Origin of the sequence: Gaoshiqia hydrogeniformans (assembly GCF_049347105.1) — a bacterium.
GTDB lineage: Bacteria > Bacteroidota > Bacteroidia > Bacteroidales > Prolixibacteraceae > Gaoshiqia > Gaoshiqia hydrogeniformans.
The window spans coordinates 5,125,821-5,152,488 of the sequence record NZ_CP186334.1; the positions used below are offsets into that span (position 1 = coordinate 5,125,821).

At 42.5% G+C, this 26,668-nt stretch carries 23 protein-coding genes; all 23 read left to right on the forward strand.

Annotation, left to right across the window (positions count from 1 at the left end; translation table 11 throughout):
• Positions 1 to 3 precede the first annotated feature (3 nt).
• Positions 4 to 1,635, forward strand: a complete 1,632-nt coding sequence (gene nifD / locus ACOIT5_RS20350) for a nitrogenase molybdenum-iron protein alpha chain (RefSeq protein WP_423128006.1) — start codon at positions 4 to 6, stop codon at positions 1,633 to 1,635.
• Between the two features lie 17 nt (positions 1,636 to 1,652).
• Positions 1,653 to 3,035 carry a nitrogenase molybdenum-iron protein subunit beta gene (gene nifK, locus ACOIT5_RS20355; RefSeq protein WP_423128007.1) on the forward strand — a complete coding sequence of 461 codons (1,383 nt, stop codon included), beginning with the start codon at positions 1,653 to 1,655 and terminating at the stop codon, positions 3,033 to 3,035.
• Positions 3,036 to 3,289: 254 nt separating this feature from the next.
• The gene (nifE, locus tag ACOIT5_RS20360) at positions 3,290 to 4,729 is read left to right on the forward strand and encodes a nitrogenase iron-molybdenum cofactor biosynthesis protein NifE (protein ID WP_423128008.1); all 1,440 of its coding nucleotides are present in this window, start codon (positions 3,290 to 3,292) and stop codon (positions 4,727 to 4,729) included.
• Between the two features lie 28 nt (positions 4,730 to 4,757).
• Positions 4,758 to 6,224, forward strand: a complete 1,467-nt coding sequence (locus ACOIT5_RS20365) for a nitrogenase component 1 (protein WP_423128009.1) — start codon at positions 4,758 to 4,760, stop codon at positions 6,222 to 6,224.
• A 26-nt stretch (positions 6,225 to 6,250) separates the two neighbouring features.
• Positions 6,251 to 7,573: a radical SAM protein gene (locus ACOIT5_RS20370; protein ID WP_423128010.1), complete on the forward strand. Its 1,323-nt coding sequence runs from the start codon at positions 6,251 to 6,253 to the stop codon at positions 7,571 to 7,573.
• Positions 7,524 to 8,006, forward strand: a complete 483-nt coding sequence (locus ACOIT5_RS20375) for a (2Fe-2S) ferredoxin domain-containing protein (RefSeq protein ID WP_423128011.1) — start codon at positions 7,524 to 7,526, stop codon at positions 8,004 to 8,006. The genes ACOIT5_RS20370 and ACOIT5_RS20375 overlap by 50 nt, the downstream gene beginning before the upstream one ends.
• A gap of 117 nt (positions 8,007 to 8,123) precedes the next feature.
• Positions 8,124 to 9,338 carry a homocitrate synthase/isopropylmalate synthase family protein gene (locus ACOIT5_RS20380; RefSeq protein WP_423128012.1) on the forward strand — a complete coding sequence of 405 codons (1,215 nt, stop codon included), beginning with the start codon at positions 8,124 to 8,126 and terminating at the stop codon, positions 9,336 to 9,338.
• 13 nt (positions 9,339 to 9,351) lie between these two features.
• A complete protein-coding gene (locus ACOIT5_RS20385) occupies positions 9,352 to 9,747 on the forward strand; it encodes a hypothetical protein (RefSeq protein WP_423128013.1) in 396 nt (131 codons plus the stop codon).
• A gap of 844 nt (positions 9,748 to 10,591) precedes the next feature.
• A complete protein-coding gene (locus tag ACOIT5_RS20390; RefSeq protein ID WP_423128014.1) occupies positions 10,592 to 10,903 on the forward strand; it encodes a DUF6922 domain-containing protein in 312 nt (103 codons plus the stop codon).
• Positions 10,858 to 11,478 carry a nucleotidyl transferase AbiEii/AbiGii toxin family protein gene (locus ACOIT5_RS20395; protein ID WP_423128015.1) on the forward strand — a complete coding sequence of 207 codons (621 nt, stop codon included), beginning with the start codon at positions 10,858 to 10,860 and terminating at the stop codon, positions 11,476 to 11,478. Before ACOIT5_RS20390 ends, ACOIT5_RS20395 begins: the two co-directional genes overlap by 46 nt.
• A 981-nt stretch (positions 11,479 to 12,459) precedes the next feature.
• On the forward strand, positions 12,460 to 13,662 hold the full coding sequence (gene wecC, locus ACOIT5_RS20400; RefSeq protein WP_423128016.1) for a UDP-N-acetyl-D-mannosamine dehydrogenase: 1,203 nt from the start codon (positions 12,460 to 12,462) through the stop codon (positions 13,660 to 13,662).
• 4 nt (positions 13,663 to 13,666) lie between these two features.
• Positions 13,667 to 14,902: a non-hydrolyzing UDP-N-acetylglucosamine 2-epimerase gene (wecB, locus tag ACOIT5_RS20405; protein WP_423128017.1), complete on the forward strand. Its 1,236-nt coding sequence runs from the start codon at positions 13,667 to 13,669 to the stop codon at positions 14,900 to 14,902.
• 34 nt (positions 14,903 to 14,936) lie between these two features.
• Positions 14,937 to 16,337, forward strand: coding sequence for an ATP-binding protein (locus ACOIT5_RS20410; RefSeq protein WP_423128018.1), 1,401 nt, complete (start codon positions 14,937 to 14,939; stop codon positions 16,335 to 16,337).
• A gap of 107 nt (positions 16,338 to 16,444) precedes the next feature.
• Positions 16,445 to 16,651 (forward strand): hypothetical protein, encoded by a 207-nt coding sequence (locus ACOIT5_RS20415; RefSeq protein ID WP_423128019.1) that lies wholly within the window; start codon positions 16,445 to 16,447, stop codon positions 16,649 to 16,651.
• A gap of 159 nt (positions 16,652 to 16,810) precedes the next feature.
• On the forward strand, positions 16,811 to 17,827 hold the full coding sequence (locus tag ACOIT5_RS20420) for a polysaccharide biosynthesis protein (protein WP_423128020.1): 1,017 nt from the start codon (positions 16,811 to 16,813) through the stop codon (positions 17,825 to 17,827).
• Complete coding sequence (locus tag ACOIT5_RS20425) at positions 17,828 to 18,916, forward strand: DegT/DnrJ/EryC1/StrS family aminotransferase (protein WP_423128021.1); 1,089 nt, start codon at positions 17,828 to 17,830, stop codon at positions 18,914 to 18,916. It begins immediately after the preceding gene.
• Between the two features lie 25 nt (positions 18,917 to 18,941).
• Positions 18,942 to 19,994 (forward strand): DegT/DnrJ/EryC1/StrS family aminotransferase, encoded by a 1,053-nt coding sequence (locus ACOIT5_RS20430; protein WP_423128022.1) that lies wholly within the window; start codon positions 18,942 to 18,944, stop codon positions 19,992 to 19,994.
• Positions 19,987 to 20,490 (forward strand): GNAT family N-acetyltransferase, encoded by a 504-nt coding sequence (locus ACOIT5_RS20435; protein ID WP_423128023.1) that lies wholly within the window; start codon positions 19,987 to 19,989, stop codon positions 20,488 to 20,490. The genes ACOIT5_RS20430 and ACOIT5_RS20435 overlap by 8 nt, the downstream gene beginning before the upstream one ends.
• Positions 20,487 to 22,001, forward strand: coding sequence for an oligosaccharide flippase family protein (locus tag ACOIT5_RS20440; protein ID WP_423128024.1), 1,515 nt, complete (start codon positions 20,487 to 20,489; stop codon positions 21,999 to 22,001). Before ACOIT5_RS20435 ends, ACOIT5_RS20440 begins: the two co-directional genes overlap by 4 nt.
• Positions 21,998 to 23,143 (forward strand): glycosyltransferase family 2 protein, encoded by a 1,146-nt coding sequence (locus ACOIT5_RS20445; protein ID WP_423128025.1) that lies wholly within the window; start codon positions 21,998 to 22,000, stop codon positions 23,141 to 23,143. The genes ACOIT5_RS20440 and ACOIT5_RS20445 overlap by 4 nt, the downstream gene beginning before the upstream one ends.
• 8 nt (positions 23,144 to 23,151) lie before the next feature.
• Positions 23,152 to 24,300, forward strand: coding sequence for a glycosyltransferase family 4 protein (locus ACOIT5_RS20450; protein ID WP_423128026.1), 1,149 nt, complete (start codon positions 23,152 to 23,154; stop codon positions 24,298 to 24,300).
• The gene (locus ACOIT5_RS20455) at positions 24,269 to 25,597 is read left to right on the forward strand and encodes a hypothetical protein (RefSeq protein ID WP_423128027.1); all 1,329 of its coding nucleotides are present in this window, start codon (positions 24,269 to 24,271) and stop codon (positions 25,595 to 25,597) included. Before ACOIT5_RS20450 ends, ACOIT5_RS20455 begins: the two co-directional genes overlap by 32 nt.
• Positions 25,598 to 25,599: 2 nt before the next feature.
• Positions 25,600 to 26,598 (forward strand): hypothetical protein, encoded by a 999-nt coding sequence (locus tag ACOIT5_RS20460; RefSeq protein ID WP_423128028.1) that lies wholly within the window; start codon positions 25,600 to 25,602, stop codon positions 26,596 to 26,598.
• Positions 26,599 to 26,668: the final 70 nt, after the last annotated feature.

Below are 26,668 nucleotides of genomic sequence, written 5' to 3' on the forward strand. Positions count from 1 at the left end.
ATCATGCCAAAAAGAAAAGATTATACCAACGGATTGCCAGATCCCTTAGCGCTTCGGGAAGAAATCCTGAAAAAATATCCGCCCAAACTGGCAAAGAAACGGGCCAAAGCAATTGTGATAAACGATCCGGCGCTGGAACAGGAAATTCTGGCCAATGTCCGTACGGCCCCCGGAATCATTACCCAACGCGGTTGTACTTACGCCGGCTGTAAAGGGGTGGTGCTCGGCCCTACCCGCGACATCATCAACCTGGTGCACGGCCCCATCGGCTGCAGTTTTTATGCCTGGCTGACCCGCCGCAACCAGACCCGTGCCGCTGAAGGAGACGAAAACTACATGACCTATGCTTTTTCAACCGACATGCAGGACGAAAATATCGTATTCGGGGGTGAAGCCAAACTGAAAGAAGCAGTTCGCGAAGCCTTTGAAATTTTCAAGCCCAAAGCGATCGGTATCTTCTCAACCTGCCCGGTTGGTTTGATCGGCGATGATGTTCATGCCGTTGCCCGCGACATGAAAGCCGAACTGGGAATCAACATCTTCGGGTTCAGTTGCGAGGGCTACCGTGGCGTGTCACAGTCGGCCGGCCACCACATTGCCAACAACGGCGTTTTTAAGAACGTGGTGGGCAACAACGACCGGCCACGCACCGGAAAGTTCCAGGTGAATATGTTGGGTGAATACAATATTGGCGGCGACGCCTTCGAAATTGAAAGCCTCTTTGAAGAAGCCGGGATCACCCTCCTGTCCACTTTCTCCGGAAATTCGACCATCAAAAGCATGGAATATTCGCATACCGCCGACCTTAACCTGGTGATGTGCCACCGGTCCATCAACTACATTGCCGATATGATGGAAGAAAAATATGGTATCCCCTGGGTGAAGGTGAATTTTATTGGGGCAGAGTCCACCGCAAAATCACTCCGTAAAGTGGCTGACTATTTCCGCGACGCTGAACTGAGCGCCAAAGTGGAAGAGATCATCGCCCGCGAAATGGCCAACGTGAACGTGGTGAAAGATTCCGTCAAACCACGGGTGCAGGGAAAACTGGCCATGATGTTTGTAGGAGGATCGCGCGCCCACCATTACCAGGACTTGTTCACGGAACTGGGAATACGCACAGTTTCTGCCGGTTACGAGTTCGCCCACCGCGATGATTATGAAGGCCGGAAAGTGATCCCCAACATTAAAATTGATGCCGACACCCGCAACATTGAAGAGTTGACCGTCACCAAAGATGAAAAACTTTTCAGAAACGACCTGGCTGCAAAAAAAGCTGAACTGCAAAGCCTGGGCTACGAATTCAAAAACTACGAGGGCATGATGCCTGATATGGCTAAAAATGCGTTGGTAATCGACGATGTCAACCACTGGGAGACCGAAAAGCTGATCGAATTTTATAAGCCCGATGTATTTTGCGCGGGCATCAAAGAAAAGTACGTGGTGCAAAAAGCCGGTGTTCCGCTGAAACAGTTGCACAGCTACGACTACGGCGGCCCGTATGCCGCTTTTGGCGGGGCGATCAACTTCTACCGCGAAATGGAACGCATGCTCGCCACCAACATTTGGAAAATGATTGACGCTCCCTGGAAAAACGAATCTGAACTGGTGGGCTGCATGACAATTGAATACTAAAATCAGGAGGACAACTTATGTTATTAAGACATACAACCAAAGAGGTAAGGGAAAGAAAAGCGTTGACCGTCAATCCGGCGAAAACCTGCCAACCGGTAGGCGCCATGTACGCGGCGCTCGGAGTGCACGGATGCCTGCCGCACAGCCACGGTTCGCAGGGTTGCTGCTCGTACCACCGCAGCGCTTTGACCCGTCATTACAAAGAGCCCGTGATGGCAGCCACCAGCTCATTCACCGAAGGTTCATCGGTTTTTGGAGGACAAGCCAACTTGTTGCAGGGAATCGAAACCATTTTTTCAGTTTATGAACCTGAAATTATCGCGGTCCATTCCACCTGTCTTTCCGAAACCATCGGCGACGATTTGGTTCAGATTATCAATAAAGCGCGCGATGAAGGTAAAATTCCGTTTGGAAAACATGTGCTTTCGGCTTCCACTCCCAGTTATGTGGGCTCTCATGTAACCGGGTATGCCAACATGCTCGAAAGTTTTGTCAAATATTTTGCTGAAAAAACTGACGAAAAAATCAGGCAGATCAACGTGCTTTCGGGCTGGGTTGAACCCTCCGACATGCGTGAATTGAAAAGGCTCATGCGGTTGATGAAGGTGAAATCCGTTTTATTGCCCGACACATCGGATGTACTGGACACGCCAATGACGGGGAAATTTGAAATGTACCCCAAAGGTGGCACCACCATCCCCGAAATGGTGAGCATGGGCAACAGTATGCAAACACTGGGACTGGGCGAATGGGCAACACAAAAGGCTGCAATCGCGCTCGACAACCAATGCAAAGTCCCTTTCGAGATCATTGACATCCCGGTTGGGCTTCGGGCCACCGACCGTTTCATCCAGGCCGTTTCAAAGGCAGGAAGGGTTTCCATCCCGGAAAAGATCACCGAAGAACGCGGACGGCTGCTCGACCTGATTACCGATATGCACCAATATCTGTACGGCAAAAGGGTGGCTGTTTTTGGCGACCCCGACAATATCCTGCCATTGATTGAGTTTTTGACCGATATTGATATGAAACCGGTTTATGTCGTTTCGGGAACTCCCGGCAAAAACTTTGAAAAACGCATGCCGGAAATTCTTTCGGGAAAAGTTCCGGAAGCCAAATACAAGAACGGGCCCCAGGCCGATATGTTCCTGATGCACCAATGGATCAAGGAAAACCCGGTGGATCTGATCATTGGCAACACGTACGGTAAGTACATCGCACGCGACGAAAACATCCCCTTTGTACGGATGGGCTTCCCGATCCTCGACCGCGTTGGGCACAGCTATTTCCCCACAATCGGGTACGTGGGCGCCATGCGCATTCTTGAAAAGATTCTGGGCGTTTTAATGGACAAACAAGATGCAAGCGCCCCTGAGGAATCGTTCGAATTGGTGATGTAGTAATTCTTTGAAATCGTCCTGAAACGACAAATTATTCCAGTTCTATGGTTCAACCTTGACAACTGGATTTTTAAGAGGGTGTCTCAAAAGCCGAATATAAATGCTTTTAGCTTACAAATTGAAAGTATCCCTGTTGTTTTACCCCTCCAAACCTCCCCTGAAGGTGAGGCTTAAAGTCCCCTTCAGGGGATATGGGGGTCAAAACAGTATCTTGACTTACAATGTGAAAGTTCACAAAACACTTGCCTGACTTTTTGGACACCCTCTTGGAGGGGGCTTATATCATGAACGAAATACTGAAAGAAAGACAAAACCAGGTCGTCACGAAAGGGAAAGACGAAGGGGCGATAGCCTGCGGGAAAAAAAGCCTGGCAGGGTCGGTCAGCCAGCGTGCCTGTGTTTTTTGCGGCTCGCGGGTGGTGCTTTATCCCATTGCCGATGCCTTGCACCTGATACACGGGCCGGTTGGTTGCGCGGCTTACACCTGGGACATCCGCGGATCTCTTTCTTCCGGCCCGCAGTTGCACCGTTTAAGTTTTACTACCGACCTGAAAGAGCGGGAAGTGGTTTTTGGAGGCGAAACCCGCCTGTACAACGCGCTGACCAGCCTCGTTGCCCGTTACCGGCCTAAAGCCGCATTCGTGTATTCCACCTGCATTGTCGGGGTGATTGGCGACGATGTGGAAGCCGTGTGCCGCAAAGCTTCCGCAGAAACCGGCATTGATATCATCCCGGTGATGTCGGAAGGGTTTAACGGAACCAAAAAAGACGGCTACAAAGTGGCATGCGGCGCGCTTTCAAAGCTGATTGGCACTGATAAAAGCTTTACCGCTCCCCGGTTTAGTATCAACATCCTGGGCGATTTTAACCTGGCCGGCGAGTTGTGGATGTTGACAGACTATTACCGGAGGATCGGCGTGAACCTGGTGTCGTGCATGACCGGCGACGGCCGCGTGGATGAAATCCGCAAGGCACACACGGCGCAATTGAATGTCGTGCAGTGTTCGGGGTCGATGGTTTACCTGGCCAAAGAAATGAAGGAAAAATATGGGATCCCGTTTATGAAAGTTTCCTATTTCGGTATCGAAGATATGTCGGATGCTTTGTATGAAGTGGCCCGTTTTTTCAAATCGGAAGAAATGATGGCAAAGGCCCGCGAACTGGTTAGGGACGAACTGGGCAAGCTGCTTCCCGCGCTTCAGTTTTATCGCCAAAAGCTGGAAGGAAAAAAGGCAGCGATATACGTGGGCGGTGCATTTAAAGCCATTTCGCTGGTGAAAGCCCTGCGTTTACTGGGCATGCAAACTGTCGTCGTAGGATCGCAAACCGGCAACCAGGACGACTACAACCTGTTAAAAGAACTGTGCGACAAAGGCACCGTCATCGTGGACGATTCGAACCCGAATGAACTTTCTGAGTTTGTTAAGCTGACCGGTGCCAACCTCTTTATTGGCGGAGTGAAAGAACGACCCATCGCCTACAAGCTCGGATTGGGCTTCTGTGATCATAACCATGAACGAAAAGAAGCTTTGGCCGGCTACGAGGGGATGATGAACTTTGCCAAAGAAGTACATGCTTCGGTTTGCAGCCCTGTTTGGAAGTTCGTGAAGCCTCCCCTAACCCGCTCCCCGGGAGCGGGAATTAAGAGCCCCATCCCTGCCTTTCCCGGTGAGGAAAGCGAGTTTGGCCAATGAAAACTTTGAACATTTAAAACGCTTAATCATGGACACGCCAATTTCAAAAGATCAATTCATGCATTCCAACTCCGAAAGCCCCCTCCCGGGGAGGGGCCTGGAGGGAGGCGCTCCGGGGAGCTTGGGAGGGGCGGTTATTAACGCTTGCAAACTTTGCGCACCACTTGGGGCCAGTGTGGCTTTCAAAGGTATTCGCGGATGCGTCCCGATTATTCACGGCTCGCAAGGTTGTGCAACGTACATCCGCCGTTACCTGATCAGCCACTACAAAGAGCCGGTCGATATTGCTTCATCCAACTTCAGCGAAGAATCAACCATTTTTGGCGGCGGCGCCAATTGCCTGACGGCCATCAGGAACGTCATCAGCCAGTACCAGCCTGAAGTGATCGGGATAGCGACCACTTGCCTGAGCGAAACCATCGGCGACAATATCCGCATGTACATTCAGAAATATATCGATTCTGAAAAAAAAACAAAGCTGCCCCACTTCATCGCCGCGTCAACGCCCAGCTATCAGGGCTCGCACATCGACGGATTTCACGAAGCAGTGGCGGCAACGGTCAAATCTCTGGCCGAAGGTGGTGAAAAAGAAGAACACGTCAATATTTTTCCGGGCTTTGTGTCTCCTGAAGACCTGCGCCAGATCAAAAGCATCCTCAAAGATTTTGGCATATCTTTCGTTTTATTGCCCGATTATTCCGAAACACTCGACAATACAAGTTGGGAGTCGTATCAACGAATTCCAACCGGCGGAACTCCTTTGGAAACGGTCAGGAAATGCGGCACAGCCAAAGCTTCAGTCGAGTTCGGAACCATCTTAAACAAGGGAAGCCTGTCGGGGCGTGTAAAAAGCTCCTCTCCGGTTACCACCGCCGCGGAATACCTGCAGGAAAATTTTCAGGTTGAAAACCACCGGATGCTTTTACCGCTTGGAGTTACCTCCTGCGACCGGTTTTTTGAAACACTGGTTAAAGTGTCAGGAAAGGAAATACCCTTGAAATATACCAAAGAACGCGGCCGCTTGATCGACTCGTATATTGATGGCCACAAATACGTATTCGGAAAAAAGGCGGTTGTGTATGGCGAAGAAGATTTCGTCGTGGCCATGTCGGCTTTTCTGAATGAAATCGGAATGGAGGTGGCACTGGCTGCTTCGGGCGGCGACAGCGGACGGCTGGAAAACGAGATCAGGAAACACTGCCCTGAAAATCCGGAGAGCATCGCCGTACAAAATGGTTTTGATTATGAAATGATCCGCGAATGGTGCATCCGGCACAAACCCGACCTCCTGATTGGCAACAGCAAAGCCTATTATATTTCTCGGGAACTGGATATCCCGATTGTGCGCTGCGGCTTCCCGGTTCACGACCGCATTGGCGGGCAGCGCATCAAACACATCGGCTACCCGGGAACCCAGGAACTATTCGACCGGATTGTAAACAAACTGATCGGCTACAATCAAGATCATTCAGCCGTGGGATATAAATATATGTGAAAGTTATGAACATTAAAGTATCAAAAATGAATAAGCCGATTTCACAAGATAAACCTACAAATGTTGGTTCCTTGTCCCCGCTTTCGGAGGGGGCCGGGGGAGGCTTTGCCCATCCATGTTTCAGTATGGAGGCAAAAAACAAATATGCCCGGGTGCATCTGCCGGTGGCTCCCAGGTGCAATATCCAATGTAATTATTGCAAGCGCGATTTTGACTGCGTAAACGAAAGCCGCCCGGGAGTAACCAGCCAGGTTCTTTCGCCCGAACAGGCATTGGCCTACCTGATCCGGCTGAAGGAGAAAATGCCAAACCTTTCGGTTGTCGGGATTGCCGGCCCCGGCGATCCCTTTGCCAACCCGGACGAAACGCTTACCACCCTGAGCTTGGTCCGGCAGCATTTCCCTGAAATGATTTTGTGCCTCTCGTCAAACGGGCTCAACATCGGCACCTATGCCGACGAGCTGGCCGGGCTTGGCGTCAGCCACGTTACCATCACCATGAATGGCCTTGACCCCGAAGATACGCAAGCCATTTACAAGTGGGCACGCTTCGAAAACCGCGGATACGTGGGTAAGGCTGCCGCAGAACTTTTGCTGAAAAACCAGTTGTATGCCATAAAAATGCTCCGGCAGTTTGGGATAACCATCAAGATAAACACCATTGTTATGCCCGGGATAAATGACCATTTAATTGAAAATATTGCTGAAAAAGCCAAAGAAATGGGCGCCGGGCTAATGAACGCCATTCCGCTCTATCCGGTTACCGGCACTCCTTTTGAAAACCTGAAAGAACCTGACCTGCTGACCATGCGCGAGATCAGGGGTAAAATTGCCAAACACCTGAAACCGATGACCCATTGCGCACGCTGCCGCGCCGATGCCGTTGGCTTGTTGGGAGAAGATGATCCGGAAGCCAAAAAGATTATGTCAGATATAACGAACTTATCGGTCGCCCCCGACGAAAACCGCCGGTTTGTGGCTGTGGCCAGTTACGAGGGAATGTTGGTGAACCAGCATCTGGGCGAAGCCGAAAGCCTGTACATTTTCCGCGAAACGCCCAATGGTTATCGCCTGGTGGAACAGCGTAAAACTCCGCCTGCCGGAACCGGCAACGAACGTTGGAAGGAACTTTCAGCTTTATTGAACGATTGCCGGGCATTGCTGGTGGGTGGTATTGGTCCGAGCCCGTCGGCAACCATCGGCCGGTCGGGCATCCGCATTATTGAAATGACCGGGCTGATCGACGAGGGCCTGGACGCGGTTTACAAAGGGAAGGAACTCCGCACTGTAAAAAAAGCAGATGTTTTTAAATGCGGCGCTGCCTGCACCGGCAAGGCAACCGGATGTTGAAGAAACGTTTCGGAATGCAAAATCCGGTTTTCGGGTTACGCCTTGCTCAAAGTTTTTCCGGATATTGATTATTGCTTCCTCAAGATTGGAAATTCGTCTTTTAATCTATTATCTAATATCTCATACAATGAAAAAACCAGATTATCACATTTTGATTTGCAACTCGTACCGGGTTGCCGGCGACGCCAAAGGTTACTGTAATAAAAACGGGGGCGCCGAATTTATCCAATATGTCACCGAAGAATGCGCCGACCGCGGAATTGATGCGGCAGTTTCGTCAACAGCCTGCCTGAATGTTTGCTCGCAGGGTCCGGTGATGGTTATCCATCCCAATAACTTTTGGTACGGGGCTATTACAACTGAAAAGATCGACGAAATTCTTGACGCCCTTGAAGAAGGCAATGCGGTTGAGGCGTATCTGATCAGCGAATAGAAAAGCCTCCCCCTGACCCCCTTCGAAGGAGGGATGTGTTTAACGGATATTTGGCTTTATACCAGATTGAAGACTAACGATTAACGATTAACGAAGTAAACAGCCGGGGACATCAAAATGAATAACTTAACGTATCAACGAGCGTCTTTACTCCCCTCCGTTGGAGGGCTTGGGGAAGGCTCCTCTTCTTTCCCCCCTCCTTCGGAAGGGTTGAGGGAGGCGATTCTCATCGACTCTACCCTGCGCGACGGGGAACAGGCTCCGGGAGTGGTTTTTTCGATGGAAGAAAAAATGAAAATCGCCGCTTTGCTGGATGAATGCCGTGTGCCTGAGGTCGAGGTGGGCACCCCCGCCATGGGTGACAATGAGCTCAGGATCATCCGGGAAATCGTGCGGGCAGGTTTTCGTTTTGACAAGCTCTGCTGGGCACGGGCCACGGAGGCCGATATCCGGGCATCGGCAAAGACCGGCGCCGGGCGGATCAGCATCTCATTCCCGGTTTCCGACATCCAGCTTTCGGCAATGGGCCGCAACCGGGAATGGGTAATGCGACAAATCGGGCCGATGATTTCGCTTGCCCGCTCTGAATTCGGCTTTGTGGCCGTAGGGGCACAGGATGCTTCGCGGGCCGATCGTGCATTCCTGAACGAATTTATCGCTGCCTGCCTGGCAAAGGGGGCTAACCGCATCCGGCTGGCCGATACCGTTGGCGTGCTAAATCCACTGACAACAGCCAACTTATTGATATCAGTCCGTTCGCTTTTCCCGTTTGCCGATTTCGAGTTTCACGGGCACAACGACCTGGGAATGGCAACAGCCAATTCGTTTACCGCGCTGATGTCGGGAGCCGGCTCTGTGAGCGCTACGGTAAACGGCCTGGGCGAACGGGCCGGAAACACCTGTCTGGAAGAACTGGCCGTGGCGCTGGACCTGTCATCTGCAAATAAAACCGGCATCCGGCTTCCGGCCTTGCAACAGCTTTGCCATTTTGTAGCCGAAGCCTCGGGCAGGCCAACTCCGCCAGCAAAACCAATTACGGGCAAACTGGTTTGCTCGCACGAATCGGGCATCCACGCCCGGAGCCTCTTGCACGATGAGCTTTCCTACCAGCCATTTCTCTCCGAAAAAATTGGCAGAAAAACCGAATTGGTTATCGGCAAACATTCGGGAAAAGCCATGATCAGCGACTTTTTCAGGAAGAAAAAAATCGCGCTCAGCGAGGCAGAATCTCAGGTTCTGACGTTGCGTGCGAAAGAACTGTCCGTCGGGAAAAAGCGGGCATTGAATGAGGAGGAGTTGGTTTTGCTGGCCAAATCAGTTAAAACAAAATAAGTGGAGGAAAAACATGGAAGAATGGGATAAATATTTCAGCGAAGGATTGGCCTATTGCAAAGCGGCAACAGGCGCAAAAGAAAAGAACAAGCTGGGCAACATCGTAATTTACAATACAATTGGCCTGGCCCTTGAGAGTTTATTAATGTCGGTTCTTTCGCGGAGCAACAAATTGCCCCACCATTCCACAATCGGCAATATGTTGAGGGAAATTAAAAAGCTCAAGCCCGTGTCTGAGGAATTTTTCACGGAAGCCCGTTTTTTCAATTCTTTCATGAATTTCTGTTCCCTGGAGGTAATGGCAGAACGGGTTCCAACCGACGATGAAATCACCCGAATGATTAGCTTTGTTGTTTCATTGAAGGAGTGGGCCGGGAAAGAGGTATATGCTGACCACGAATCTGTTTAAGAATAAAAACATCCAAAAAAAGCCGAAGGCAACAAAGCAGCAACACCCCATCCCCCAGTTCACCAGTCCTAATGCCCAATTATCCAGTGACCAATGCCCAGGAGCCAGGAACCAAAAGCCAAGAGCCAGGAGCCAGGAGCCAAGAACCAAGAACCAGGTGCTTTGGTACTCAGGCACTTTGACACTTAGTTACTTTTTTAACGCAAAGTTCCACAGAAAACGAGCCCCAAGCTCTATGCTCCAAGCTGCATTGACCAATTAACGAAGACCGGAGACGGGAGAACGGAAAACGGAGAAAGCTTCAGTGCTCAGGGACCAATTATCCAATGACTAATGACCAGGAGCCAGGTGCCAGGTGCCAGGAGCCAGGAACTAAGAACTAAGAACCAAGAGCCAGGAGCCAGGAACCTTGGCGCTCAGGTGCTTTGGTACTCAGGCACTTTGACACTCAGATATTCAGTTACTTTTTAATGCAAAGAACGCCAGGAAGCAGCTAAGTTCACATACTGATTACTGATTACTGATTACTGATTACCGATTACCGATTACCGATTACTGATTACTGATTACTGATTACTGATTACTGATTACTGATTACTGATTACTGATTACTGATTACCGATTACTGATTACCGATTACTGATTAACGATTAACAGTCTCCAGATTCAATCACCTTTTTAGTCAGGCACTTTGGCACATTCAAATGTAGCAACTCCACCTCGCCCTCTGCTCTCTGCCCCATGCCCAATTATCCAACCTCCGATTACAAAAAGACAAACTAACAACCGGAAATACCCATTCATTCGCTTAATTTGATATCTTTGTAGACCAGATGATTACTTTATGCAAAAACAAGGTACATTAACGGTCCACGATCTGTCTCCTCATTTATTTTGGGATGTTGACCCGGTTAAACTGGATTTGGATAAGGATTTTCATTTTGTACTAGCCAGAATATTGCAATATGGATTAATTAACGACTGGATCCTGTTTTATAAACATTTCGGTCTGGAAAAAATTACCCAGGAAGCAAAACAAATCCGGGATCTGGATGACAAATCATTCCACTTTATTGCCGGGCTGTCAGGATCAAAATTAGAAGAATTCAAATGTTACACCTGGAAACAATCGACCCCCCGACACTGGAACTTCTAAGCAGGTTAATGCACATTCGGGAATTCAGCGAATTGAATTTGGTTGGCGGCACAAGCCTGGCTTTGCAGATCGGACACCGGAGATCGATTGACCTTGATTTATTTGGATATCTTGATCTGGATGATTATCAATTTACAACGGTCCTTAAACCATTGGGTTCCGTGCAATTAATAAACAAGACCAGCAATATTAAAACATACCTTATTAATAAAATTAAGGTCGACTTTGTCAATTACCCTTACCCCTGGCTCGCACCCTGTCTTTTGGTTGACGGAATCCGGTTGGCAGCAAAAAGCGATATTGCTGCAATGAAACTTGCAGCAATAACCGGACGGGGCTCTAAAAAAGATTTTATCGACATCGGTTTCTTATTAGATGAATTTTCGATGGAAATGATGCTCAAATTTTATCGGCAAAAGTTTCCGGATGGTTCTGAATTTCTGGTCCTAAAAAGTCTCACTTATTTTGAAGATGCGGAAAATGAACAACTTCCGGTCATGTTAAAAAAAGTGGACTGGAATGCCATAAAATCAAAAATCATTCTTCACACAAAAAATTACCTGGATATCAGCTAACCCGAAATGAACGGCGCAACGTTGGTACTCATAACCGTAGACAATCATACCCTTTTTTAATGCAAAGACCAAACCCCGGCGCTCCCTACTCTTTTTAACGCAAAGGAAGCAGAGAAGCCGCGAAGTTCCGCAGAAAACGAACCCCAAGCTCTATGCTCCAAGCTGCATTGACCAATTAACGAAGACCGGAGACGGGAGAACGGAAAACGGAGAAAGCTTCAGTGTTCAGTGTTCAGTGACCAATTATCCAGTGACCAATGCCCAGAAGCCAGGAACCAAGAGCCAGGAACCAAGAACCAGGTGCTTTGGTACTCAGGCACTTTGACACTTAGTTACTTTCTTAACGCAAAGTTCCACAGAAAACGAGCCCCAAGCTCTATGCTCCAAGCTGCATTGACCAATTAACGAAGACCGGAGACGGGAGAACGGAAAACGGAGAAAGCTTCAGTGCTCAGTGACCAATTATCCAGTGACTAATGACCAGGAGCCAGGAACCAGGAACCAAGAACCAAGAACCAAGAGCCAAGAGCCAAGAGCCAGGAACCAAAACTCAGGTGCTTTGGTACTCAGGCACTTATGCACTTAGATACTCAGGTACTTTTATTTAACGCAAAGAACGCCAGGAAGCAGCTAAGTTCACATACTGATTACTGATTACTGATTACTGATTACTGATTACTGATTACCTCTTAACGATTAACATTCGCCGGATTTAATCACCTTTTTAGTCGGGCACGTTGCCACTTTGGTCCTCAGGTACTTTTTTAACGAGAAGACCAAAGCCCGGAACTCACTGCTCATTAATTAACAGTAATCTTTTTACTTTTCCGTTCGTCTTCTTGGGGGAATTTGATTACTTTTGGGAGCGAAAAAAAACAGATCCGAATCTTGTCAGGAAAAGCTTGCCGAAGCTAATTTTTAGATATCTGTTTTTCAATGAAATAACAACTGAAAACATATAAAAAATCAATTAACGAAAATATGCAAATTCAATTTATAGGATTAGGCTATATTGGTCTTCCAACAGCTGCGGTTGTTGCTGCAAATGGACTAAAGGTACATGGCGTCGACATTAATGAGCGGGTTATTAATACAATTAACCAGGGCAAAATCCACATCATTGAACCCGGCCTTGAATCGGTTGTCAAAGCCGGTGTTGAATCCGGTTATTTCAAGGCCTCAACCGAAACCATCGAGGCCGATGTACACTTAATCGTTGTCCCTACGCCGTTTAAAGGGAACCATGAGCCCGATATTTCGTTTGTTGAAGCCGCGACAAGACATGTACTTCCGAAACTCAAAGCCGGAGATACCTATATTATTGAATCCACATCACCGGTGGGGACCACGGAGAAAATGGCGGAACTGATTTTTAAAGAACGCCCTGACTTGATGGGACAACTTTACATTGCTTATTGTCCTGAACGGGTATTACCCGGTAACGTATTGCATGAGCTAATTCACAACGACCGGGTAATTGGCGGAATTGATGATGCATCGACTCAAAAGGCAAAAGAGTTTTATGCCCGCTTTGTGAAAGGAACCCTTCATGCGACCAATGCCCGCACCGCCGAAATGTGTAAGCTGACCGAAAACTCCTCGCGTGATGCGCAAATTGCCTTTGCAAACGAACTGTCCATCATTTGCGATAAAGCAGGAATTAATGTTTGGGAATTAATTGAACTCGCCAACAAACATCCGCGGGTCAATATCCTTCAACCCGGGGCCGGTGTCGGCGGTCACTGTATCGCGGTTGACCCTTATTTCATTGTATCGGACTACCCGCGCGAATCGCGGCTGATTGGTACCGCCCGCGAGATTAATAATTACAAAGCCTTTTGGTGTGCCGAAAAAATAAAGAATGCCATGCTCGAATTTGAATTAAAACATGGTTATAAACCCAAAACGGCGATCATGGGACTGGCATTTAAACCAAACATTGACGATTTGCGGGAAAGCCCGGCAAAATATATCGCCCAAAAAGTGATGCAGTCGGAGCAAAACAACTTCATCATTGTAGAACCCAATATCAATGAGCACAGTGTATTCAAACTGACCAATTATGCAGAAGCCTACGAAAAAGCCGACATCATTGCCTTTCTGGTGGCACACAACGAATTTAAAACATTAAGTTATCGCGAAGACAAAATTATCCTCGACTTTGCCGGCGTATTCAAAAAATAGCAACATGAAAAAAAAGATACTACTCGTCTTCGGGACACGCCCCGAGGCCATCAAAATGGCGCCCTTGGTGAAGGAGTTGCAAAAATACCCGGAACAGTTCGATACCAAAGTGTGTGTGACCGCGCAACACCGTGAAATGTTGGACCAGGTGCTGGACTTATTTGAAATTGTTCCCGATTACGACCTGAACATCATGAAAGCCGGCCAGGATTTATACGATGTTACTTCACGGGTACTCGTGGGTATGCGCGAGGTATTAAAAATTGCTAAACCGGATGTCGTTCTGGTACACGGCGATACCTCTACCTCAACTGCCGCCGCCTTAGCCGCCTTTTACCAACAAACCCCCGTGGGACATATCGAGGCAGGTTTACGCACTTACAACATCTACAGCCCCTGGCCTGAAGAAATGAACCGCCAGTTAACCGGAAGACTGGCTACCTGGCATTTCGCACCCACCCCGCTGAGTTGCCAAAACCTGTTGCGTGAAGGCGTAAAAGAAGAAAACATCCATATAACAGGAAACACCGTGATTGATGCCCTTTTCTGGGTCATCGATAAGATGAAAAAAGATGAAACCCTGGAAAAAGCCATTACTGAAAAGTTGGTGAACTTCGGCTTACCCTTTGAGAAACTACAAGCCTGGGACACCCACTCTTCCGTTCAATCACCTAAACACCTGATCACCAACAAGCGAAAGCTTGTCTTAATCACAGGTCACCGCCGCGAGAACTTCGGACAAGGTTTCCTGAATATCTGCGAAGCCATTAAAGAACTGGCCGAACAATTTCCGGATGTCGACTTTGTGTACCCCATGCACCTGAACCCCAATGTCCGCCATGCCATCACAGCAGTTTTCGGCGACCTTCGTGAAATTCGTAATAACTCATGTGATTCGGATACACAGAATGTGTATTTTATCGAACCGTTGGATTACCTCCCTTTCGTGTACCTGATGAACCTGTCGTACCTGGTGCTTACCGACTCGGGCGGTATTCAGGAAGAAGCTCCCGGCTTGGGTAAACCCGTGCTGGTGATGCGCGATACCACCGAACGGCCCGAAGCAATTGATGCCGGAACCGTTAAACTGGTAGGTACGGATAAAGAAATAATTATCCGTGAAGTATCCAGGCTAATCAACGAGCCGGCAGCTTACGGAGTGATGAGTAAAGCGAATAATCCATACGGCGATGGAGAAGCTTGCCCCCGGATCATGGAGGTAATCAACAAAACCATCTAAATTTATGTAATTTTGTGCAATTGACGGACTAAAAATGACGGTAGCCGAACTTCAACAGATCATGACCAAAGGCGAAGGCGAAAACCTTGAGTTCAAAAGCAGTTTCAACAACGAACTGCTTGAAACCCTCGTGGCATTTGCCAACACAACAGGAGGAAAGGTTGTTGCCGGCGTTAATCAAAAACATGAAGTTACCGGGCTTACTGTCAATTCGGAGACGGTGCAAAACTGGATCAACGAGATCAAAAATAAAACATCGCCCATGTTAATTCCGGACGCAGACGTGATCGGGGTCGGGAACAAAACAGTAGTGGTTTTTTCCATCCAGGAATATCCTGTTAAACCGGTAGCCACAAGAGGGAAATATTTTAAACGCATTGCCAACTCCAACCATTTGATGAGTGTTAATGAAATCGCTGACGAATATCTTAAAACCATCAATACAAGCTGGGACTTTTATCCTGATCCCAATCATGGCATAGAGCATATTGCTGCCGAAAAAGTGAAGCGTTTTGTTGAGATGATCGGACAACGGACACAGCAAAGAATTGAAATGCCCCACCTGGATTTTCTGGCGAAACTGGAAATTATTCGTGATCATCAACTGACCTTTGGCGGTTATTTGCTTTTCGTGAAAGAATATTGCCTGATCAGCGATGTACAGGCAGGACGATTTAAAAGCCCGACCACCATCATCGACAGTGTTTCGCTGAATACCGATTTGTTTACCGAGGTTGATGAAATCATCGCCTTCATAAAGAAGCACCTGATGGTGGAGTACATCATTACGGGTGAACCGCAACGAACGGAACGTTTTGATTATCCGTTGGATGCCATCCGCGAGATCGTGATTAACATGGTCGTGCACCGCGATTACAGGGACAGCAGCGCCAGCATCATCAAAATATTTGACGACCGGATCGAATTCTTTAACCCGGGAAAACTTTACGGTGGCATCACCATTGATGACTTGCTGACGGGAAATTACAGCTCGAAAACCCGGAATAAATTAATTGCAAAAGCATTTAAAGAGGTGGGACTGATCGAACGTTATGGTTCCGGCATCAGGCGCATCATGAATATTTGTGAAGACTACGGTGTTAAACAACCGAAATTCGAAGAAGTATTTAATGGCTTCCGGGCTGTTTTGTTCAAAGAAAAAAAGGATGTCATAAAAGATGCCGCTGATAGGCAAAGGAAGGTCCCCGATAAGGTCCCCGATAAGGTCCCCGATAAGGTCCCCGATAACCTGACGGAAAATCAGCAAAAAATAATAAAATTAATCGAAGAAAACAGAGGTATTTCGATGTTACAAATAGCCGAAAATATTGGTATTTCAAAACGAAAAGTGCTGGACAATATCAACAAACTAAAAGCGCTTGGCTTGATCAAACGCATCGGCCCGGCCAAAGGAGGCTACTGGGAAATCCTGTGAGCAGCATGGCGCATGGGGCAAAGAGCATGCGACCCATGAAAGTCCCGGTTTATCAGGAGTGAAGTCGGGAGAGTTTGAAACTTGAAATAAAAAACATAAAAGCAAACATGAGACAAAATAGAGCAAGCCACATCCAACCCCCGTTTGTTCCTTTTGATAAAAAGGACAAAAAAAACCGGCTTAGTCTGGTTTTGCCCGGGGGCAGGAAACAAACCCGGAAAGCGCCGGAGACAGGGACCGTTAAACCGGTTGGAACAAATAAAGCCGCGATGATCCGTGAAGTATCCAGGCCGCTCAACGAGCCGGCAGCTTAGGGCGTGATGAGTAAAGCAAATAATCGTTACAGGAAAAGACAGGTGTACGAACTGATTATTAAAAATACTTAAAAACTAATTCGTATACATTGTGATACAGATTAAATTGTAGACTAAGAAAATGTAAGTATCAAAATAGCTATCAATACAATACAAAAAATGTTTAAAAATCAAACACTCTTAATTACTGGTGGAACAGGTTCTTTTGGGAATGCTGTTCTAAAACGATTTCTCAATTCCGGCTTAAAAGAAATTCGGATATTCAGCAGAGATGAAAAAAAGCAAGAAGATATGAGAATTCATTATAAAAATGACAAATTGAATTTTATCATTGGTGATGTTCGTGATTTCGATAGCATCAATTCTGCTATGCGTGATGTTGATTTCGTCTTTCAAGCAGCAGCATTAAAACAAGTGCCATCATGTGAATTCTATCCAATGCAGGCTGTAAGAACAAATATTCTAGGTTCTGAGAACGTACTAGAAGCGGCGGCGAGAAACAATGTAAGAAAGGTTGTGGTTTTAAGTACGGATAAAGCCGTTTATCCCATAAATACGATGGGGATGACTAAAGCATTGATGGAGAAAATCGCAATTTCTAAAGCTCGCGATCCCAGAGTCAAAAGCAATAACGGCGTCATTTGTGCAACACGCTATGGCAACGTGATGGCATCAAGAGGCTCTATTATTCCTTTGTTTATTCAACAGATAAAAGAAGGAAAACCATTGACAATTACTGATCCTGGAATGACTCGCTTCATGATGTCTCTTGATGATTCAGTTAATCTCGTTTTATATGCTTTTCAAAATGCAAATCCTGGTGATACATTTGTTCAGAAGGCTCCAGCAGCAACAATCGAAATATTAGCCACTGCTTTAAAAGAGATTTTCAATGCAAATAATGAAATTCAGGTAATTGGGGCAAGGCACGGAGAAAAGAGGTTTGAAACTTTATGTGGAAGAGAAGAAATGGCGAAAGCGGAAGACTTGGGCGATTTTTACAGAATTCCAGCCGACTTTCGGGATTTAAATTACACCAAATATAGAGAAGAAGAAGGGCCGAAGCTTATAGCTGAAGAATACAATTCAGATAATACAAAGAGGTTAAATGTTGAGGAATTGAAAGAATTGTTATTGAGCCTTGAATATGTACAAGATGAATTAAAACGGAACTAGATGATACCTCTTGTTAAAACGAATATTCCCCAAAGGGAAAAATTGATGCCGGAATTGGAAAGAGTTCTGTATAGTGGATATGTAGCCCAGGGAGAGCAGGTTGAGCTTTTCGAACGCGCATTCGAACAATATATTGGCAGCGGTCATTCTCTTTCGCTTAACTCAGGAACAGCAGCGTTGCATATTGCATTAATTCTTGCCGGAGTTAACGAAGGAGATGAGGTAATTTCAACAGCCCTTACCGCTGAACCAACAAACGTAGCCATCAAAATGATTGGATCAAAAATAAGGTATGCTGATGTAGATTTAGAAACAGGCAACATTTCACCTGAATCAATTGAAGCAAACATCAACGAAAAAACAAAGGCAATAATGGTCGTTGATTATGCCGGCGTTCCGGTAAATGTTTCTCAAATTCAAGATATTTCTAAAAAATACGACATTCCGGTTATTCATGATGCTGCTCATGCGCTTGGAGCTAAATTCAATGGCTTGAAAACAGGAAATCATTTCCCCTACACTGTCTTTTCATTCCAAGCCATAAAGCACCTTACTACTGTTGATGGAGGTATGCTTCAAATTCAAAATAAAGATGAGTACGAAAAAGGAAAACTGCTCCGCTGGTTTGGTATTGATAAAACAAAGACCCGCTTGGAAAACAACATCCAGTTTCAGGGTTACAAATACCACATGAACAATGTGAATGCAACCATTGGCCTTATTCAACTGAAAAATATTGATTCAGTTGTTAATCAATACATTGATAATGGAAAATATTTTGACCAGAAATTAACGGAAATTCCTGGCATTGACTTGTTGCAATATTATCGAGGTAGCGAACCATCCTATTGGCTTTACACCCTAAAAGTGGGAAACAGGGACGGATTTATCCGAAAAATGTCTGAAGCCGGAATAATGGCTTCGGAACTTCACAAACGCAACGACTGGCACGGTTATCTGAACGATTTTAATCAAAAATTACCGAACCTCAATAAATTTTACTCAAAGATGGTACATTTACCTTGTGGCTGGTGGCTCACAACCGAAGAACGCGAGTTGATTGTAGAAACGATAAAAAAAGGTTGGTAAAATGATTCCGTTATACAAACCATTCATGCCAAAAGATTTACCCGAGTTAAATAATATTTTACACTCTGGGGCATTGGCTTATGGACAGTGGGGGCGAATGTTTGAAAAAAAACTGGGTGAATACATTGGTAGTTCCAATATAGCAGTAGTTAATTCATTCAACTCCGCGATGCTGATCGTTCTTACAACTTTAGGCATTAAACATGGTGATGAGATTATTGCTTCACCGATGAGTTGCCTGGCTTCAAATCAGCCGTTTGTAACAATTGGCGCAAAAGTGATTTGGGCAGATATTGATCCAAATACGGGAACGCTTGACCCCGATAATGTAAAAGAAAAAATTACAGCTAAGACGAAAGCAATATTTCACAATCACCACTGCGGGTATCCAGGCTATATTGATGAAATAAATGCTATTGGAAAGGCAAAGGGGATCTATGTTGTTGATGATGCCATTGAAGCTTTTGGTTCAAAATACAAAGGGAATCTGATTGGCAATACAGGATCTGATGCCACAGTTTTTTCTTTTCAAACCGTGCGATTGCCTAATACAATTGACGGTGGCGCTTTGTGCATTAGTGATAACAATCTTTTCGAAAAAGCAAAACGTGCCAGAGATCTTGGTGTAAACAGGACACTATTTCGTGATTCATCGGGCGAAATTTCAAAGGAGTATGACATATCCGAACCCGGTTATGGCGCGACTTTAAGCGAAGTCAATAGCTATATTGGTTATACCCAAATGGAGCAACTTGAAAGCTTACTGGCAAAGCAAACTAAAAATGCTGCTGTTTGGAAAGAAAAAATAGCAAGCGATTACCTCAAATATCATGTATTGGGAAAGTCGACCGACAAACCCAACTACTGGATTTTTGGAATTTTGGCTCCCGATAAAAAGAAAGCAATTATTCAATTTCGAGAACTTAATTTTTACGCTTCCGGGGTTCATTTGCCTAACAGCAATTATTCAGTTTTTGGCAAACGCCATGAACTACCGGGGGTTATTGACTTTTATTCAAGATTTGTAGCTTTACCCTGTGGGTGGTGGTTTAAAAAAAACAACGAAGACAATGTTTAAAATTAAAGCAATTCCACATAAGGAGCTTACTTGCGAAATACTCGATGAAATTATTTGGGTAAAATCGTCAGTTTGGCCTTACCCGTCCGACGAGCAAAAGAAATGGATAAAAAATAACATTAAAGACGATGATATTCATTTCTTGCTTTATAATGCAAGTAAAGCTGTTGCATATCTTAATCTAATTGATATTGAAATAGAAGTTGACAACCAAAAAGAAAAAGCTTTTGGTATAGGAAATGTGTGTGCAATTGAAAAAGGCAAAGGCTATGGAAAAGAACTAATGAAACAGGTAAACCAGTTCATCATTAAAAGTGAAAAAACAGGTTTACTTTTCTGCAAAAACAATCTTACACCTTTTTACCAAAAGTACGGCTGGAAGCTAATTAACAAAAATCTATTAGTACTATCTCTTGATATTCAAAATATTGAAACAATGGCTTTAATAAAAACAGACAATATTTCATCGTTAAAATATAAAGGAAACGCATTTTGAAAAAGAATATATTTGCAAATTTTGTAGGTCGTTTTTGGAGTATTCTGTCTAATTTTTTATTTATACCATTATACATTAATATCCTTGGTTTCGAAAGCTATTCAGTCATAAGCTTTACTTTAGTTATCGCTGGATTAATGGCCTTTTTAGATTCTGGTATTACAGCAACCTTATCACGCGAATTTGCAAGAAATGATAACTCGAGAGAAAAAAAAATTAAAATTTTTAAAACCCTTGAAACGCTCTATTTTGGCCTAATTATATTTGCAATATTGCTCGTCGTCTTGTTATCTCATACGATTGCATCAAAGTGGTTAAACCTTAAAACTATTCCACCCGAGCAAGTAGTCCTTTTTCTAAAAATTATAAGTCTCGATATTGGCTTTCAATTATTGCTACGCTTTTATACCGGAGGTTGGCTTGGATTGGAAAAGCAGGTGAAAGCTAACGCTTTTCTGGTTGGATGGGGAATTCTCAGAAATGGATTAGTCGTTATTGCCATCTTAATTAAACCCTCTCTTCTGGTTTTCTTTACTTGGCAGACTGGTTCAACTATACTATTTGCATTGCTAATTGGTCTAATGCTAAGAAAAGAGCTAACTGGTAAGTTAAAATTCGATTTTAAATTTAAAATTGACAGGTCAGTTTTAAAATCTATTTGGCGTTTTGCAGGAGGTATGTTATTAATCTCACTGGTTGCAGGATTAAATACCCAAATGGATAAAATGGCAATCACCAAAATGTTACCTGTCGAGTGCCTGGGGTATTATTCATTGGCAGTATCCCTTTCAATGGGAATAATAGTCTTGGTTAATCCCATTTCAACAGCAGTTCTGCCTCGTTTTACCACTCTTTTTTCGGAAGGAAAAAATAGGGTAGCGTCAAAATTATTCTCTGACATTAACATAATAGTGACAATTTTGGTTTTTTCAGTTATGGCTAATATGAATTTTTATGCTCATGATTTAATTTGGATATGGACCAACAAAAATGACATTGCATCTGAAGTTGCCCCTTTACTTCCAACAATTGCTTTTGCAATTGCAATGTTAGCTTTACAGATATTGCCGTTTAATATCGCTATAGCAAATGGTTACACAAGGCTAAATAATGTTTTAGGAATTTCCAGTTTAATTATAACCTTACCGGGCTATTGGATTGCCACAAGGCAGTTCGGGCCAATAGGCGCTGCAACGGTTTATTGTGTTGTTCAGACATTTATAACTGTTATCTATACATACGTCATTAGTCGAAAATTTTTAAGTCAATATAAGTGGAGCATGTCATTTCTAAATCAATTTTTAATGCCATTAATAACTTCATTTGGTATCGCTTTTATATTTTCAATAATTCCTAACATAACAAACGATAACCGGATATTTTCGCTTTTATGGATCGGATTAGGAACATTAGTGACTTTTTTAGGTACTTTAGCTTTATTAATCAGGAAAAATCCCATTCAAATAATTTTATCGCTGTTTTCCACAAAAAATAATCAATTACAAATATGAAACCATTGTTAAGTATTGTTATTCCGACAAAGAACAGACAAGAATATTGTAGAAAAACAATAAATCACATCACAAGTATACAGACACAAGATATACAACTAGTAATTCAAGACAATAGCGATGAAGATATACTTCGTGAATTTTGTAACCAAAAGAAAGATTATAGAATAGATTATTTCTATTCGGCCCAAAGAATGAATATCTCGGAAAATTTTGAGTTAGCTGTAAAAAATATTATAGGTGAGTATTTTATTTTTTTGGGGGATGATGATTCTATTCATCCCAACATTATAGAGATAGTAAAGTTTTTTAAATCTAAAGGAGCAGAATCAATAGTTCCCCGATTTCCGATGTATTATGTGTATCCAAATCCAGAACGAGGGGAGAATGGTAATCTAAATTATCTGAAACCATCATCTAAATATTCAATAGTAAAAACTCAAAAAGAACTAACCAATTTGGTAAAAAAAGGATTATTAGACTATAATCATACATCATTACCTAGACCATATCATGGAATCATAAAAACATCAGTACTTAAAAAGATAAAGGACAAGAATATGAAATTATTTAATGGTGTAAGTCCAGACATTTATTCATGTATAATTTTATCAAACTTTATAACAGAATCTTATCATGTTGATTTTCCATTTAGCATAGCTGGTGCATGCCCTCAAAGTGGAAGTTCAATGGGTACTAATAAAACACATTGTGGAAGATTGGAAGATGCAATGCATTTTAAAGGAAGAGAAATTATATGGACAGAAAGACTCCCCAGATATTATAGTGTAGAAACAATTTGGGCTTTTGCAGGGATACAGGCCTTGATCGACACTAAATCATATGATAGATTAAAATTGTTTAATGTTAATCGAATGGTAGCCAGATCACTACTAATGAATACCTCCATTTTTAATATTATACTGACAGAATACAAAGTTTTTTCTAAGAATAATATTACGATGAAAATCAATTTAATGGTATTTTTTATGGTAGACTTCTTATCTATATTTTATACTAAAGCACTCCGAAAATGGGAAATCTATATCTTGAAAAGACGAAAAATATATACTGGTGTAGAATCTTTTGCTGATGCTATAAATTTATTCAATGCAAATTCTCATACTTTTAATTACAATTAGATTAATCCGTGAAAAAGAGAAAAATAGCAATTATAACATATGAATATCCGCCTGTTATCGGAGGTGCAGGGATTTATGCTAAAAGTCTATTTGATGGGCTTAAAAACCAAGGATATGATGTATCTCTATGCTTATTGGCTCCAAATAACAAACTCAATCGACAGTTTAAGAAAATATGGGAAGTAATCTACCTTATTCGTTCTCTTTTCATAATATGGAATGTCTTTAGGAAGGACTTTGATACGATTATTATAAATGATGGGAGAACAAAAAAGATATATACTCTTATTTACTCATTCATAAGCAAATCAAAAACAAATAAAGGTGTAGTTGTTATGCATGGAGGAGAAATTAATACATATTTTCATCAAACCTCCTTGCTAATGAAAATATTTCGAATACCAGTACGAATCAAAAATTTACTTCCTAATCAGAAATTAATCATTGTTGTCAGTGAGTCTGAATATTCACAATGGATCTCATTTATGCCCGAACTAAAGAAGAACCTAAAAATAATTCCTCATGCAGTATCGGCAAACATTTTTTATCCGAAATCCGAGAATGAAAAACAAATAATCAGAAGAAATCTAAATCTTTCAGATAATGATTTTATTATCTTTTCTGCATCGAGATTAGTCCCCCAAAAAGGACAAGACACGATAATTGATGCTATAAATTTTATCAAAAATCAGGCAGATAATATCAAATTAATAATAGGAGGACATGGCCCTTACAAACATCATCTCAAAACTGTATCTAAAAATTACAATATAATAGATAAGGTAATATTCTTAGGTTCAGTTCAGAGAGAAGATCTGATAGACTATTACAATATCGCTGATTTATTTATATTGCCAAGTCGTTACATTGAATCTTTCGGATTAGTTTATATTGAGTCCTTTGCATGTAAAACCCCTGTTATTTCATCTAACCTTGGAGGTGTTAATAATATAGTTCGCGATGGAATCAATGGATATAAAACTGCCCCAAACGATTTTAAAAAAATTGGTGATCTTATTCTACATCTTCGTAATGATAGACAGATATTAAAAATATTGAGTGAAAATGCCTATCAAGATTTCAAAACATTATTTGATGAGAAAAATATGCTCAATAAATTAATCTATGAAACAGATTCAACAACTGGGACTGATTAGTAGTATTTTTTTGATTCTATTCTTTGCGATCATTGGATTTGAAAAAGAATTAATCTCACCATTGATATTATTATTATTTATTGTGGTATTGATTCTGTCTGTACCAATAAATAAGCCGAGCAAAAAAATCATTATATCATTTTTCTTATTTTACTCAGGCTGGGGGTTATTAATTGCTTTGTCAATTATCTCAGACCCATTAAAAGATTATTATAATGCTCTGGACTCAACGACTTTTTACAAAATAACAGAAACATTTAACAACGTAAAGACTTTTGAAAGCTTCATTATACAGTTTAAAAAGATTTCATTAATTTATCAAGATACTTTGGGATGGAACTTATTATTAGCAATTAATGCATCTATTGCAAACATAATTGACAAAAACAATATCTATATTCATATTATATTAAATTCATTTATAGGAGGTCTTTGTGTTCAACAATTATATGTTTTGATTAAAAATAATCTTGAAATTGAGAAGGCAAAAAAATGGACCTATTTGTTAGGTATTTTCTCATTTATACCGATTTTTACTCCCACGTTATTGCGAGATGTGTTAATTTTATTTATGTTTCTTTTAGCTTACAATACCGTTTTGCCCAAACAACATCTATGGATAGTTAAAATCTTAATTATTGCTCTGATTACTAGCTTTATTAGGCCAGAATCAGGAATAGTAGTTTTAGGTTTCTTAATTTTATTATTACGTCAAGTCAAGCTGTCAACCATCTTTATTTCACTTATTGCTATTATCTTTCTACTCCCTTTAATTTTAAATTATTTTGAGAAGATCAAAGCGACATATGAAACGTATATTATTTACTCCGAAGAGCTTAATGACTCATCTGGATTAGGGCAGGTGCTATTTTCTTTACCAATTGGATTTAGAGAACTATTCGTCAGTGTTTATAGTCAAATCCAACCGTTCCCTAGCATAAACGCAGTTAATGAAGGCTTTAATGCAAATGGACATTCAGTATTTCGTATCTATGAGATATTTGCTGGCATATTTCATTTAGCCTTGTGGTCGTTTATTATTTATTCTATTTCTGTTCGAAGAATTAGAAAATCAATTCCATTTGAATATTATTTGCTTCTAATCTTAACATTGACTTTTCTCGCAGGAAGTATTTATACCTTCTCTCACAGACGCGCGATGAGTCTTTATCCCAGCATATATATTTGTGCAATATGGTGTTATTATAAATTGACACCCAATGAAAGAAAATATTTATTTTCCCTTACAATTATCACAATGATAAGCCTAAATCTTGCATATTATCTCATTAAATGAAAATGAACAAAATACTAATAATTGGCAAAACCCCTCCACCAATTGGTGGAGTGACAATACATGTTCAACGGTTAATTGACACATTGAAGAAAAGTCGGATCAAGTTTCAATTTGAACAACTTTCAAAAAAAAACATACTCTCCCTAATGTATTTAACTTTAACAAAGAGACAAATAATACATCTTCATGCAAGCTCTCCTTTTATTCGATTTGTCTTTACTTTTCTCGGATTTATTAGTAGGTCTGAAATGATAATAACATTTCATGGTAACCTTGGGAGATTCAACTTCTTGGGAAACTGGTTTGATAAGTCATCAATCAAATTGTCCTCAATCCCTATCGTTCTTAATGCTGAAAGTCTATGTTTAGCTCAATCTCTAAATTCGCAGGCTATTTTAATACCTGCATTTATTCCTCCAGTGAAAGAAGAAATATTGCCAGAACACATTATCACTGAGTTGAGAAAATTAGAAGAAAAATACTCTCTAATCTTTTGTACTCACGCTTTCAATCTCACTTATGATAAAAATAAAAATGAAATCTACTGTGGTTCACTTTTGGCAAAAATATTCTCCAAAAAGGAAAATCAGAAGTATTCATTAGTATTTTCAGATCCTTCTGGTAGCTACAAACATTTTTTTGAAATGCAACAAATCAAGCTAACAAAAAACATTAACCTGATTTCGGAACCTCACTCATTTTTTGAAATTCTAAAATTCACAGATTGTTTTATAAGGGCCACAACAACTGATGGAGACCCATTATCGATTAAAGAAGCATTATACCTCAATAAACAGGTTATAGCTTCTGATGTAATCAAAAGGCCATCGAAATGCTTAATATTTAATCTGAGAGATACAGATAGTCTACAAAAACTTATAGATCAAATAAATAAACATTCGATTTTCAAATCAAATGATCCGATAGTTAATGGTGCAAACGAAATAATAAAACTTTATCGTAATTTATTTGAAAATGAACCAACTCATCCAAGACCATAAAAAAGCAGACAGAATAGTTCGGGTTCCGGGTACAAGTGGCTATTCCGGAAGCTACCACCCAGTAATCCGG